Source organism: Xanthomonas sp. CPBF 426 (assembly GCF_903989465.1).
GTDB lineage: Bacteria > Pseudomonadota > Gammaproteobacteria > Xanthomonadales > Xanthomonadaceae > Xanthomonas > Xanthomonas euroxanthea.
In genome coordinates this window covers 1,709,352-1,722,444 of record NZ_LR861805.1, presented here as the reverse complement: position 1 = coordinate 1,722,444, position 13,093 = coordinate 1,709,352, and the positions used below count along the sequence as shown (strand labels likewise).

At 66.5% G+C, this 13,093-nt stretch carries 10 protein-coding genes; 4 read left to right on the top strand and 6 right to left on the bottom strand.

Annotation, left to right across the window (positions count from 1 at the left end; genetic code table 11):
- The first annotated feature begins 2 nt into the window (after positions 1-2).
- The gene (locus H7A87_RS07340) at positions 3-659 is read left to right on the top strand and encodes a thiopurine S-methyltransferase (protein ID WP_119129032.1); all 657 of its coding nucleotides are present in this window, start codon (positions 3-5) and stop codon (positions 657-659) included.
- A 283-nt stretch (positions 660-942) separates the two neighbouring features.
- On the opposite strand, the gene bfr is transcribed toward H7A87_RS07340, so the two are convergent.
- Positions 943-1,428 (bottom strand): bacterioferritin, encoded by a 486-nt coding sequence (gene bfr, locus H7A87_RS07335; RefSeq protein WP_039511630.1) that lies wholly within the window; start codon positions 1,426-1,428, stop codon positions 943-945.
- 149 nt (positions 1,429-1,577) lie between these two features.
- Here bfr and H7A87_RS07330 point away from each other — a divergent pair, with 149 nt between their 5' ends.
- From H7A87_RS07330 to hpaM, 3 genes are all read left to right on the top strand, one after another.
- Positions 1,578-4,001, top strand: a complete 2,424-nt coding sequence (locus H7A87_RS07330; RefSeq protein WP_180496928.1) for a penicillin acylase family protein — start codon at positions 1,578-1,580, stop codon at positions 3,999-4,001.
- A gap of 373 nt (positions 4,002-4,374) precedes the next feature.
- Positions 4,375-6,519, top strand: a complete 2,145-nt coding sequence (locus H7A87_RS07325; protein WP_119129029.1) for a TonB-dependent siderophore receptor — start codon at positions 4,375-4,377, stop codon at positions 6,517-6,519.
- 229 nt (positions 6,520-6,748) lie between these two features.
- Entirely contained in the window at positions 6,749-7,798 is a 1,050-nt protein-coding gene (gene hpaM, locus H7A87_RS07320) for a type III secretion-associated outer membrane-bound protein HpaM (protein WP_104648352.1), read from the top strand.
- Positions 7,799-7,867: 69 nt separating this feature from the next.
- On the opposite strand, the gene asnB is transcribed toward hpaM, so the two are convergent.
- From asnB to dapD, 5 genes are all read right to left on the bottom strand, one after another.
- Positions 7,868-9,562, bottom strand: coding sequence for an asparagine synthase B (gene asnB, locus H7A87_RS07315; protein ID WP_104583383.1), 1,695 nt, complete (start codon positions 9,560-9,562; stop codon positions 7,868-7,870).
- Between the two features lie 293 nt (positions 9,563-9,855).
- On the bottom strand, positions 9,856-10,989 hold the full coding sequence (gene dapE / locus H7A87_RS07310) for a succinyl-diaminopimelate desuccinylase (RefSeq protein ID WP_119129028.1): 1,134 nt from the start codon (positions 10,987-10,989) through the stop codon (positions 9,856-9,858).
- 111 nt (positions 10,990-11,100) lie between these two features.
- Entirely contained in the window at positions 11,101-11,457 is a 357-nt protein-coding gene (locus tag H7A87_RS07305; protein WP_115676605.1) for an arsenate reductase, read from the bottom strand.
- Positions 11,454-11,927, bottom strand: coding sequence for a hypothetical protein (locus H7A87_RS07300; protein WP_119129027.1), 474 nt, complete (start codon positions 11,925-11,927; stop codon positions 11,454-11,456). Before H7A87_RS07300 ends, H7A87_RS07305 begins: the two co-directional genes overlap by 4 nt.
- The gene (gene dapD, locus H7A87_RS07295; protein WP_180496927.1) at positions 11,924-13,093 is read right to left on the bottom strand and encodes a 2,3,4,5-tetrahydropyridine-2,6-dicarboxylate N-succinyltransferase; all 1,170 of its coding nucleotides are present in this window, start codon (positions 13,091-13,093) and stop codon (positions 11,924-11,926) included. Before dapD ends, H7A87_RS07300 begins: the two co-directional genes overlap by 4 nt.

Sequence of the window (13,093 nt, the reverse complement as noted above, 5' to 3'; positions counted from 1 at the left end):
TCATGGACACAGCATTCTGGTTGCAACGCTGGCAGAACGGTCAGACCGGCTTCCATCAGGACGAGGTGATGCCGCTGCTGCAAAAACATTGGCCGGCCTTGCAATTGCCGACGGCTGCCCGCGTGCTGGTGCCGTTGTGCGGCAAGACGCTGGACCTGCACTGGTTGGCCGCCCAGGGGCATCGCGTGCTCGGTGTGGAGCTGTCGCCGCTGGCGGTGACGCACTTCTTTGATGACGCCGGCCTGCAACCGCAGCGACACACCAGCCGCGCGGGCGAGCACTTCATCGCCGGCCCGATCGAAATCATCTGCGGCGACGCATTTGCACTGGAGCCCGGCATGCTGGCCGATTGCAGCGCCGTCTACGACCGCGCCGCGTTGATCGCCCTGCCTGCCGGCCTGCGCCAACGCTATCTGCACAGCGTGTACGCGCAGCTGCCTGCGGGATGCCGCGGCCTGTTGATCACGCTGGACTATCCGCAGGCCGAAAAGGCCGGCCCGCCGTTTTCGGTGGACGCTGCCGAGGTGCACACCCTGTTCGGTACGCAATGGCAGGTGCAGCAACTGGAACACCGCGACATCCTCGACCAGGAGCCGCGCTTCCGTGGCGACGGTGTCACGGCCCTGTCGACCGGCGTGTATCGCCTGCAGCGCAACTGATTGTCCCTGGCAAACGCTCCGTCGTAGCCAGACCATGCCGTCACGGCAGTCGGCCGCCGCATGCGCCGCACGATCGGCGCCTTGCGAGCCGATCACCAACTGCGCGGCATTGCGCCACGCAGCGATGTTGCCGAACGGTGTGACGCGCCAGGCGGCATGCTGCAGTAGACAGCCGGCAGCCGACCCAGACCGCGGCAATGGCAATGCACAGCACAACCCGGCACCAGCGACTGCAGGTCTGCGCTGCGCCCGCTCGGAGGCTACGCAGCGCCAGTCACCGGGCTCAGCCGGCGACATGCCCCTTGTCGATCTTCGAGGTCTGATACAGCTCCAGACCGATGCGCTTGATCAGGCCGAGCTGCTGCTCCAGCCACCAGGCGTGGTCTTCCTCGGTGTCCTGCAGCTGCTTGAGCAGGATGTCGCGGCTGACGTAATCGCCGTGCTCTTCGCACAGCTTCATGCCGGCGGCGAGATTGGCGCGGACTTCGTATTCCACGACCAGATCGCGCTCGAGCATTTCGACCACGGTCTTGCCGGGCGCAAACTCGGCCGGCCGCATGTCCGGGTCGCCTTCCAGGAACAGGATGCGCCGCAGCAACGCGTCGGCGTGCTCGGTCTCCTCTTCCATTTCGTGATTGATGCGCTCGTACAGCGCCATCAGGCCCTGGTCCTCGTAACGGCGCGAGTGCAGGAAATACTGGTCGCGTGCCGCCAGTTCGCCGCGCAGCAGCTGTTTGAGGTAGTCGACGACTTCGGGATGGCCTTTCATGATGTGCTCCAGCGACGCAATGCGCGCATGGTGCCCTAACCCGCCGGGCAATGATCTAATCGGAATCACTTTCAGTTGCGCTTGCGGCCAGACCCGCCACGGTCATGACCGGCGGCCACACTGTGACCGAACTCAAGGACCCGACAACAATGCGCAAATGGCTGGGCCGGCTGCTGCTGACAATTGTGGTATTGACCGTGGCGGCCCTGTTGGCCGTGTACCTGCTGATGCGTGGCAGCCTGCCGCGGCTGGACGGCAACAGCGCACTGACGGGCCTGGCGGCACCGGTCAGCGTGCAACGCGACCGGCGTGGCGTGGTCACCATCGATGCGGCCAGCCAGGTCGATGCCATGCGCGCACTCGGCTATGTGCATGCGCAGGAGCGCTACTTCGAGATGGACCTGATGCGCCGCGCACCGGCCGGCGAGTTGTCCGAGCTGTTCGGCGCCGCGGCGCTGGACCTGGACAAGCGCAATCGCGTGCACCGGCTGCGCGCCCGCGTGCAGGCCAGCCTGGATGTCGCCGCCGGTAGCCAGCGCGCGGCGCTGCAGGCCTATACCGAGGGCGTCAATGCCGGGCTGGCCGCCCTGCGCGTGCGCCCGTGGCCGTACCTGTTGCTGCGGCAGACGCCGCGGCCGTGGACGCTGGACGATTCCATCCTCACCGGCATGGCGATGTATGCCGACCTGCAGGACAACGACAACCAGACCGAACTGGCAGCCGCACGCATCCGCGCAGTGGTGCCGGCGGCGCTGGCGGCCTTGCTCGATCATCAAGGTTCCAGCTGGGATGCCCCGCTGCTCGGCGCCGCGCAAGGCGATGCCGTGCTGCCCGATGCCGCCGCACTGGACCTGCGCCGCCTGCCGCATCCGGCCGCCGCGCCCGGCGCCGAGCCGCCGACGCCGGGCAGCAACAACTTCGCCGTGGACGGCAGCCTCACCAGCGACGGCCGCGCCATCGTCGCCGACGACATGCACCTGGGCCTGCGCGCGCCCAACATCTGGTTCCGTGCACGCCTGCGTTACCCGGACACCGGCGCGCCCGACGGCAAGGTGGATGTCACCGGCTTCACCCTGCCCGGTTTGCCGGCGGTGGTGGTCGGCAGCAATGGGCATGTGGCCTGGGCCTTCACCAACAGCTATATCGACACCGCCGACTTTGCGCGGATTGCGCCGGCCACGCCGGGCCATCCGCAGGCGCTCACCACCCATGTCGAAACGATTCGCGTGGCCGGCGCCGCACCGGTGCGTTTTGCGGTCCGCGAGAGTGCGTGGGGACCGATCCTGCACGACAACCCGGATGGCAGCGTGCTCGCGCTGCGCTGGGCCGCGCAGCTGCCCGGCGCGATCCGCCTGGACTTTGCGCAGATGAGCACCGCGGCCGATCTGCAGGCCGCCTTTGCCGTGGCGGATCGTTCGGGCATTCCGGCACAGAATCTGTTGCTGGCCGATCGCAGCGGGCGCATCGCCTGGCGGTTGATCGGCGCGCGCCCGGTGCGCAATGCCGGGTGTGGCCCGAGCGGCATCGCCGAACTGGCGGGTTCGGCGCAGCACGCGGACGCGGCATTGCCGTCGGCTGCGGTCATCACAGCCTCGGCACCCGCGCCGACCGGCTGCCTGCCCTGGCCGGTGCGCAGCGACGCCGCCCCTGCGCTGATCGATCCCCCCTCGCACCGGCTCTGGACCGCCAACAGCCGCGTCGTCGATGCGCAGCAATTGGCCACGCTCGGCAATGCCGGCTACGACCTGGGCGCGCGAGCGCAGCAGATCCGTGACGACTTGTTCGCCAGGCAGCGTTTCAACGAACTGGATCTGCTCGCCATCCAGCTCGACGATCGCGCCGTGCTGCTCACGCGCTGGTGGCAGTTGTTGCGCAGCGTGGTCGAACACAGCCAGGACCCGGCCTTGCAGCAGATCGAAGCCGCCACACGGCAGTGGGACGGGCACGCCTCCACCCGCTCGGCCAGCTATCGCATCGTGCGCGGCTTTCGCGGCATGACCATCGACGCAGTGGAAGCCGGCCTGCTGGCCCCGGCAAAAGCCGCGCTTGGCAAGGACTTTTTACCGCCGCGTCGCGCGCAACTGGAAGGCATCGTCTGGCCGTTGCTGCAGCAACGCCCGGCGCATCTGCTGCCGCCGACCTATGCGAACTGGGACCAGTTGCTTGCCGAAGCGGCACGCAACGCGCAGGCGGAGCTCGCTGCGCAGGACGGCGCCTCGCCGGATAGCCCCTTGAGTGAACGCAGCTGGGGCGAACGCAACACCGCTGCCATCTGTCACCCGATCGCGCGGGCATTGCCTGCGCTTGCCAAGCGCTGGCTGTGCATGCCGCCTGACCAGCTGCCCGGCGATCGCGACATGCCGCGCGTGCAAGGCCCGGCCTTCGGCGCCTCCGAACGCATGGTGGTGTCGCCCGGCCACGAGCAGGACGGCATCGTGCACATGCCGGGCGGCCAGAGCGGACATCCGTTGTCGCCGTTCTGGGGCGCGGGGCACGAGGATTGGGTGCACGGCCGGCCGACCCCCTTCCTGCCGACCGCTACCCGCTACACGCTGCGACTGCAGCCGAAGTAGGCACGAGGCTTCGCGCGGGCCCTCATCCGCCCTTCGGGCACCTTCTCCCGGAGGGAGAAGGACAGCCGCAAGCACATCTCCGGGAGGGAGTAGGACAGCCGCGAACCCCTCTCGTCGGGAAAGGGGTCCGGGTGAGGGTACGGGCACACGCCGTGCGACCGAGGGCATTGCGCGTCCCGGTACTTGCAGATCTCAGACCGCAGCTCGCGCCTCGCATGCCGCATGCCGCATGCGGCGCCGCGCACCTCGCATGCGCATGCGCATGCGCACGCGCACGCCGCAGTCTGTGCCGCAACGCCTACCCGCCGACCTGCGCAATCAAGCGAGCACAACATGCTAAGATGCATTTGATAACCATTCCCATTAGTGACCAATGCGCCCCACGCTCCTTGTCACCGCGCTCGCCGCCGCCTTCGCTCTGCCTTCGCCCCGCGCCTTCGCTCAACAACACGGCAGGACCTCGGCAACCGTCACCGACCTGGATGGCGTCCAGGTCGTGGGCCGTGCGCAGACGCTGTACAAATCCGACGACGCCGCAGTGGCCACACGCACCGACACGCCGTTGGCGCTGGTGCCGCAGTCGGTCCAGGTACTGCCGCGCGAACTGATCGACGACCAGGCCGCACGCCAGATCACCGACCTGTACCGCAGCATCAGCGGCATCAGCTTCTTCAGCTATGCCGGCGTCACCCTGCGCGGATTCCGCCAGGAAAACGTGCTGTACGACGGATTGCGCGGCGATCCGTATGCCGGCTTCTCGGTGCCGCAGTTGTTCAATATCGAACGCGTGGAAGTGCTCAAGGGTCCGGCCGGTGCGCTGTACGGTGGCGGCGAACCCGGCGGCGTCATCAATTACGTCACCCGCAAGCCCGGCCATCAGGCCGCGCGTCGGGTGGAGCTGCAGGCGGGCAATCAATCCTTCGGAGCCGCCTCGTTCGAAGCCACCGGGCCGGCACGCGACGACGGACGCATTCGTTACCGCATCGGCGCCTATGCCGATGGCGAGGACGGTTTTCGCCGCAACACCGATAGCCAGAGCCAGATCGGCGATGCGTCGGTGGCGTTCGATATCGGCCAGACCGGCGAGCTCACCTTGCAGTACACCGACATCACCCAGAACCTGGGCGGCAATCGCCTGCGTGGCGTGCCGGTGGATGACGACGGCAATTTCCTCACCGACCGGCGCTGGAACCACAACGAACCCACCGATTTCCTCGACATGCGCGCCAAGGTCGCATTCGCGCAGTACCGCTTTGCGCCATCAGATGCGTGGGACGTGGACATGGCGCTGCGCTGGTTCAAGAACGACGAGCATCAGGTCTATCACGAGCCGATGGGCCTGATCGACCGCGATGGCGACGGCACCGCCGAATGGATGACGCGGCAGCTGCGCAACCAGTTCCGCGACAACGATGCGATCTCCAGCAACGTCAACGCGGTGTTCCGCACCCGCATCGGCGCGATCGAGCACAAGCTGCTGATGGGCGCGGACTACTATCGGCTGGATGCGGATTTCCGCGCGCAGACCGCCAACACCGCAGACACCGGCCGCGTGCGTGGGCCGGTGCCGGGCATCGACCTGTTCAACCCGGTGTATGGCCGCAGCGGCTTCTACGACTACGGCCTGGACAGCCTGCCCTGGCGCGCCACCAGTACCCGCAGCCAGCGCTATGGGGCGTATCTGCAGGACGAACTCACGCTGACGCCGCGCTGGTTTGCGATGGCCGGACTGCGTTGGGACGGCTTCAAGGACGACAACCGGCTGGACGGCTCGCGCGTCACCGGCAACGATCTCAGCTGGCGTGTGGGCAGCACGTTCGTGCTGCGCGATGGCGTCAACGCGTACGCCAGTTATGCCAGCGGCTTCCTGCCGCAGGATGCGGCCAATCAGGACAGCAGCGTCGGTGGCCCGTTCGATCCCGAGCGCAGCACGCAGTGGGAAGTAGGCCTGAAGACCGCGCTCAACGATGGCGGGCTGACGCTCAACACCGCGCTGTATCGCATCGAACGCAGCAACATCGTGCAGGCCGACGGCAGCATCGTCGCTGGGGTCAATCAACTCGCCGCGCTCGGCCTGGTGCGCAGCGAAGGCCTGGAAGTGGATCTGCTGGCCGACCTCACCGAGCGTTGGGTGCTCAACCTGACCTACGCCTACAACGATGCACGCGTGCTGGATGCGGGCACCAACGGCATCACCAACGCGTCCGGCGACCGCTTCGCCAATGCACCGCGCAACACCTTCGGCCTGTGGACGCGCTACGACCTGCCGGCCTGGAACTCGGCAATTGCCTTCGGTGCCGACTACGTGGGCGAGCGGGTCAGCCTGGAAGGCCAGCGCGTCAAGCCGTATGCCATCTTCGACATCAGCTGGCAGACGCAGTGGGATGCCTGGAAGCTGCAGGTCAACGTCAAGAACCTGTTCGACAAGGTGTACGCCGTCAGCGGGTTCACTGAGCGCACCGGCCACTTTCCTGGCGAACCGCGCCGCATCTACGCGCAGCTGGCTTACGATTTCTGAGCAGGGCGATCACGCGTGTGCAGGTCTCGGACGTTGCCCAAGTGTGACGTTCGTCGGCCACCGCATGCACGATTGCGGCCTCGACCACGACAGTGCAATGAACCTGCGCCGAATCAGGCCGGCCGGAATCAGCCAGACTTTAACGTCCGGTGGGACACACTAGAGGCCGTCGCGATCTGGAACGTGTTTCCACACGATCGCCCTCTTCCCCCCACTGACCGGAATCCGCATGCCTCAGCTTGCCCGCTCCGTTTCCGCCCTGTTGCCCCTGCTCGTTGCCACTGCCTGCTCGGCAGCGCCGCCCGCCAAGTCCGGCCCACCGGACGCGCCGGTCGCGGCCTGCACCGCCAAGGTGCGCCCCGGGCAGGATCTGCAAAAAGCCATCGACAAGCTTCCGCAAAGCGATACGCGTGCGGTGTTGTGCCTGGAAAAAGGCGAATTTCCGCTCAATGGCCTGGTCTCGATCCACCGCGGCAATCTCACCCTGCGTGGCACGGGTCCGACCACGGTGCTGCGCATGGCCGATGGCGTGCAGCAACCGGCGCTGGTGGTCGGCGACTACGAAAACCAGCAGCCTACCGGCGTGATTCGCAATGTCAGCATCGAGGACATGCAGATCGTCGCCAGCACCGGCGACAAGGAATTCATGCCCGAGCGCCCGTACCTGAGCAATAGCGCGGTGGTCGTGCGTTCCGGCCAGGGAATTCGCCTGGCCGGCCTGCAGGTCAACAAGTGCCGCAGCGCCTGCCTGCTGAGCGAGTACGACACGCGCGAGATCACCATCGAAAACAATGATGTCTCCGGCGCGATCTGGGACGGGGTGTCGTTCAACCGCACCGCCAAGGTCACGATGGTCAACAACTACATCCACGACAACGTGGCCGCAGGCCTGACCACCGAACATCTGGAAGACAGCGAGATCCGCAACAACCGCTTCGAGCGCAACGGCAGCCAGGGCATCTATCTGTCCGACGCGCGCCGCAACCGCTTCAGCAACAATCAGTTCGACGGCAACAAGGTCGCCGGCGTCTTCCTGGCCTGCGCCATCCGCTATCGCACGCCGGAAATCCTGTGCTGGGACAACAGCATGAGCCAGGATAACGTGTTCGAGAACAACCGCTTCTCCAATACGCCGTTCACCTACACCATCGGTGTGGACCGCGCTGCCAACTGCACTGCGGCCGACTTCAAGCCGAACCTGTGGCGCAACAACCAGGCCGATGTGGCCGGTGTGGATATCGAGCCGCAGCGCTACGGCTACTGCGTGCGCCACGAGTGAGCGCAGCAGCGGCCGGCAGCGCGTGCGCGCATGCCGGCCGCTGCAGTTGCAACTTGGGATGCAGCAGCGTTACGACGCCAACGCCTGCTCGTGCACGCCGGCAATCGCACGGCCGGATGGGTCGGCCATCGCGGCGAAGCTGGCATCCCAGGCGATCGCGGTCGGCGACGAACACGCGATCGACTTGCCGCCCGGCACCGTCTCCGCGGCCGCCTGGCTGGGGAAGAACTGTTCGAACAGCGTGCGATAGAAATACGCTTCCTTGGTCTGCGGCGGGTTGACCGGAAAACGCCTGGAGGCGGCAGCCAGCTCGCGGTCGCTCACCTGCGCGGCGGCATGTGCCTTGAGTCCATCGATCCAGCCATAGCCCACGCCATCGCTGAACTGCTCCTTCTGCCGCCACAGGATCGATTCGGGCAGATACCCGGCAAACGCCTCGCGCAACACGCCTTTTTCCATCCGCGTGGCGCCGCTGCTGGTCTTGTCGATCATCTTGAAGCTGGCGTCCATGCGCATGGCCACGTCCAGGAACTCGCGATCCAGGAACGGCACGCGCGGCTCCACGCCCCAGGCCATCATCGACTTGTTGGCGCGCAGGCAATCGTAGTTGTTGAGCGCATCCAGCTTGCGTACCAGTTCCTCGTGGAATTCGCGCGCGTTCGGTGCCTTGTGGAAATACAGATAGCCACCGAAGATCTCGTCGCTGCCTTCGCCCGACAGCACCATCTTCACGCCCATCGCCTTGATGCGGCGCGCCAGCAGGAACATCGGCGTGGAGGCGCGAATGGTGGTGACGTCGTAGGTCTCGATATGGCGGATCACCTCGGGCAGCGCATCCAGGCCTTCTTCGAAGCTGTACTCGAAGCCGTGATGCACGGTGCCCAGCGCGGCGGCGGCGACTTCGGCAGCGGCCAGGTCCGGCGAGCCTTTCAAGCCGATCGCGAACGAATGCAGGCGCGGCCACCAGGCTTCGGTGGTGTCGTTCTCTTCAATGCGATGGCGCGCGTAGCGTGCAGCGACCGCGGCGACCAGCGAAGAATCCAGCCCGCCGGACAGCAGCACGCCATACGGCACATCGGTCATCAACTGACGATGCACCGCGCGCTCGAAGGCCTCGCGCAATTCCTGCAACTGCACCTGCACGCCTTCCACCTCGGCGTATTCGCGCCAGGCGCGCTCGTAGTAGCGACTCAATGCGCCGGTGGCGCTGTCGTACCAGTGACCCGGCGGGAACTGCGCCGCATCGGCGCAATCGTCCACCAGCGACTTCAGTTCCGAGGCCACCCGCAGCCGGCCCTCGCGATCGTGGCCCCAGTACAGCGGCACCACGCCGATCGGATCGCGCGCGATGATCACCCGCCCGGCGGCCTTGTCCCATAGCGCGAACGCGAAGATGCCGTTGAGGCGGTTGAGGTAGGAGGCCGGCGCATCCTCGCGGTACAGCGCGTTGATCACCTCGCAATCGGAGCCGGTCTGGAAGGCGTACGGCTGCACCAGTTCCTGCCTGAGCTCGCGATGGTTGTAGATCTCGCCATTCACCGCCAGCGCAAGCGCGCCATCGTCGGACAACAAGGGCTGCGAGCCGCCGGCCGGGTCGACGATGGCCAGGCGCTCGTGCACCAGGATCGCGCCGGTGTCGACATACACCCCGCTCCAGTCGGGTCCGCGATGGCGCTGCCGCTGCGAACATTCCAGTGCCTGCCGGCGCAAAGCCTGCAGATCGTCACCGGGTTGCAGACCGAAAATACCGAAGATGGAACACATGGAAACACTCCTGGATGAAACTACGGGGGTTGGCGGCCGGTGGAAAGCGTGCTGCAGGAAGTGACGCCCATAAAAAAACCCGCATCGGCCGATGCGGGTTCTCTGATTCCTGGGCGTTTGGTGGACGTCGCCTAGTCGCAGACCCGCATCGGCCGCGCACGATTGTTCGCGCGCAGATTGTTGCGGTTGGCGTTATTGAGCTTGGCGCGCTGGAAGACCATGTGGCCGACGCTAACCGTTCGTTTTCGCTGGCGCAACTGTTTCAGCGGCAACGAGGGCGGCAGCCAGGCAGTTCAGTCGACCAGCAGCCGCTCGATCAGGCTGCGGTACAGCGCCGGCAAGGCCTGCAGATCGGCCACGCGTACATGCTCGTCGACCTGATGGATGCTGGCGTTGACCGGGCCGACTTCGATGCACTGCGCGCCCAACGGTGCGATGAAGCGTGCATCGGAGGTGCCGCCGCCGGTGCTTTCTTCCGGGGGCGCGCCGGCAAACTGGCCCAGCACCTCGCGTGCGACGCTGCGCAGGCGCCCTTCCGGGGTATAGAACGGCTCGCCGCTGCGATGCCAGCGCAGCGCATAGTCCAGCCCGTGGCGATCCAGCAATGCGACGATCTCCGCTTCCAGCCGCGGCGCATCCCACAGCGGGGTGTAGCGCAGATTGAAGGCCACCTGCAGCTCGCCCGGAATCACGTTATTGGCGCCGGTGCCGGCATGGATGTTGGAAATTTGCAGACTGGTCGGCGGAAAACTCTCGAAACCCTCGTCCCACTGCCGTGCCACCAGCTCGGCCAATGCCGGCGCGGCCAGATGGATCGGATTGCGCGCCTTGTGCGGATACGCCACATGCCCCTGCACGCCCTTGACGACCAGCGTGCCGGACAGACTGCCGCGACGGCCCACGCGCAGCAGGTCGCCCAGCCGCTCGGTGGACGAGGGCTCGCCGGTGATGCACCAGTCGATCGCCTGCCCGCGCGTGCGCAACAGCTCGGCCACGCGCCGCACGCCATCGATGGCATCGCCTTCCTCATCGGAAGTCAGCAACACCGCCAGCGTACCGGCATGCTGCGGATGTGCGGCGACGACCTGTTCGGCGGCGACCGCGAAGGCGGCCACGCTGCCCTTCATGTCGGCCGTGCCGCGCCCGTACAGCACGCCATCGCGGATCTGCGGATCGAACGGATCGCTGGTCCAGGCCTCGCGCGGTCCGGGCGGCACCACATCGGTGTGGCCGAGCAGCACCAGCACCGGCGCACCGCTGCCATGCGTGGCCCACAGATTGTCGACCTCGCCCAGGCGCAGATGCTCGCAAGTGAATCCGGCGGCCTCCAGGCGTTGCGCAATCAGCGCCTGGCAGCCGGCATCGTCCGGTGTCACCGAGGCGCGTGCGATCAGCTCACAGGTCAGTTGCAGTACGTCACTGGTCATGCTCGTCCTTCCGATAAAAAGATGCACCCGGGCCGCCGCAGCAGCAGGCAGCTGGCCTTCCACGCGCCCGCCACGGACACATATGCGCGAGCCGATGACGCGATGGCGCCATCAGGCGATGTTGAACCTGGCCTTGAAGCCGTTGTCGGAGAAGCCCTGACTGAACGCACCATCGTCGCTCACCACCACCGGGCGGCGGATCAATTGCGGGTATTCGCGCAGCAGCAGCTTCCATTCGGCGTCCGAGCCCGGCGTCTTCTTGTTGTCGGGAAGCTGCCGCCAGGTGGTCGAGGACTTGTTGATCATCGCCTCGAATCCGCCGGCCTTGCCGGCCCAGTCCAGCAGCGTCTCCGGCGCGGGTAGGTGCTCGCGGTAGTCGACGAAGGTGTAGGCCACGCCGAAGCGGTCCAGCCACTTGGTCGCCTTCTTGCAGGTGTCGCAGTTCTTCAATCCGTAGAGCGTGGTCATCTCGTCTCCTTCTCGACCCCGCGGCGCGCGTTTGCACGCGCCAACAAAGTGGTTACCAGTTGATCGTGTTCCTGCCCGTGTGCGGGCAGGAACACCACATCGGCGCGTGTGCCGTGGAATCTCAGCGCCATCCGCCGTGGCGGAATCAGCCATGCGGCATCGACCGAGCGCAACTCGGCAAGATCCACGCACTGCGAGCGTCCATGCTGGACGATCACCAGTGCATCGCCCGCATCGCGGACCTGCGCCCAGCGGGTGGATGCCCATGCCAGACGCAGCGTCATCAGCACCACCAGTGCAGGCGCCAGCCAACGCAGGACCTCCAGCTGCTGCGGCACGCCATCGCGCACCAGCGCGCCGGCCACGTAGAGCGTCACCCATCCCAACCACATGGCCGGGATGCCCCAACGGATCCAGCCACTGGCCGGATGCGACACCATGGCGCCGAGCACCGGCTGCGCGCTACTCAATCGGCCAGACCGCGCAGCAGCTCGTTGACGCTGGTCTTGCTGCGCGTCTTGGCATCCACCTGCTTGACGATCACCGCGCAATACAGCGAGTGCGAGCCGTCCTTCGACGGCAGCTGGCCGGACACCACCACGCTGTAAGGCGGCACGTAACCGTAGGAAATCTCGCCGGTGGCGCGGTTGTAGATGCGCGTGCTCTGGCCGATGAACACGCCCATGCCGATCACGCTGTGGTGACCGATCACCACGCCTTCGACCACTTCCGAACGCGCACCGATGAAGCAATGATCTTCGATGATGGTCGGGCTGGCCTGCAGCGGTTCGAGCACGCCGCCGATGCCGGCGCCGCCGGACAGGTGGCAGTGCGCGCCGATCTGCGCGCACGACCCCACCGTGGCCCAGGTATCGACCATGGTGCCTTCGCCCACATAGGCGCCGATGTTGGTGAAGCTCGGCATCAGCACCACGTCCTTGCCGAAGTAGCTGCCGCGCCGCGCCACCGCGCCCGGCACCACGCGCACGCCGGCCGTGCGGAACTCGGCCTCGCCGAAGCCGGCAAAACGCGACTCCACCTTGTCCCAGAACGGCGCCGGCTGCGCGTCGATCACCGCCATCTCGTTGACGCGGAAATACAGCAGCACGGCTTTCTTCAACCATTCGTTGACGGTCCAGCCGCCCTTCCCGTCCGGCTCGGCAACGCGGAACTCGCCGCGCTCCAGGCCGTCGATGACGCGGGTGACGATGGCGCGGGTGGAGCCGTCGATCTCATCGACGGTCAGGCTGGCGCGGCGCTCGAACGCACTCTCGATGCCGAACCTGAGTTCGTCATTGCCCACCTGCGTTGCAGCACCCTGCACCGCCTTTTCGGCGATCGGCAGTTTCTTTGCAGCGGCAGCCTTCTTGGCAGCTGGTGCCGACACCACGCTGGTCGGCTGCTTGGCCACGCGCGGGGCCGCACTGGCGGCCGGTTTGGCCGCGTTTTTCTTGGCAACGCTTTTGTTGACGACACGTTTGCCGGCGCCAACGGCCTTGCCGGCCGCCGCGGTGACCTTGGTCTTGTCGACGGCCGGTGCCTGACGCGCCTTGCCGCTGTCGCGCGTGACGCGCTTGGGCGCTGCGCTGGTGGTGGTCGCGCCCTGCTTGCGCGTGGTCTTCTTGCTGGTGGCCAT

Coding starts and splice junctions, on each gene's coding strand:
- asnB (WP_104583383.1), bottom strand. CDS start 9,562: ATGTGTTCCATCTTCGGTATTTTCGGTCTGCAACCCGGTGACGATCTG.
- H7A87_RS07305 (WP_115676605.1), bottom strand. CDS start 11,457: ATGACCACGCTCTACGGATTGAAGAACTGCGACACCTGCAAGAAGGCG.
- bfr (WP_039511630.1), bottom strand. CDS start 1,428: ATGAAAGGCCATCCCGAAGTCGTCGACTACCTCAAACAGCTGCTGCGC.
- H7A87_RS07340 (WP_119129032.1), top strand. CDS start 3: ATGGACACAGCATTCTGGTTGCAACGCTGGCAGAACGGTCAGACCGGC.
- hpaM (WP_104648352.1), top strand. CDS start 6,749: ATGCCTCAGCTTGCCCGCTCCGTTTCCGCCCTGTTGCCCCTGCTCGTT.
- dapE (WP_119129028.1), bottom strand. CDS start 10,989: ATGACCAGTGACGTACTGCAACTGACCTGTGAGCTGATCGCACGCGCC.
- H7A87_RS07330 (WP_180496928.1), top strand. CDS start 1,578: ATGCGCAAATGGCTGGGCCGGCTGCTGCTGACAATTGTGGTATTGACC.
- dapD (WP_180496927.1), bottom strand. CDS start 13,093: ATGGCCACCAGCAAGAAGACCACGCGCAAGCAGGGCGCGACCACCACC.
- H7A87_RS07325 (WP_119129029.1), top strand. CDS start 4,375: ATGCGCCCCACGCTCCTTGTCACCGCGCTCGCCGCCGCCTTCGCTCTG.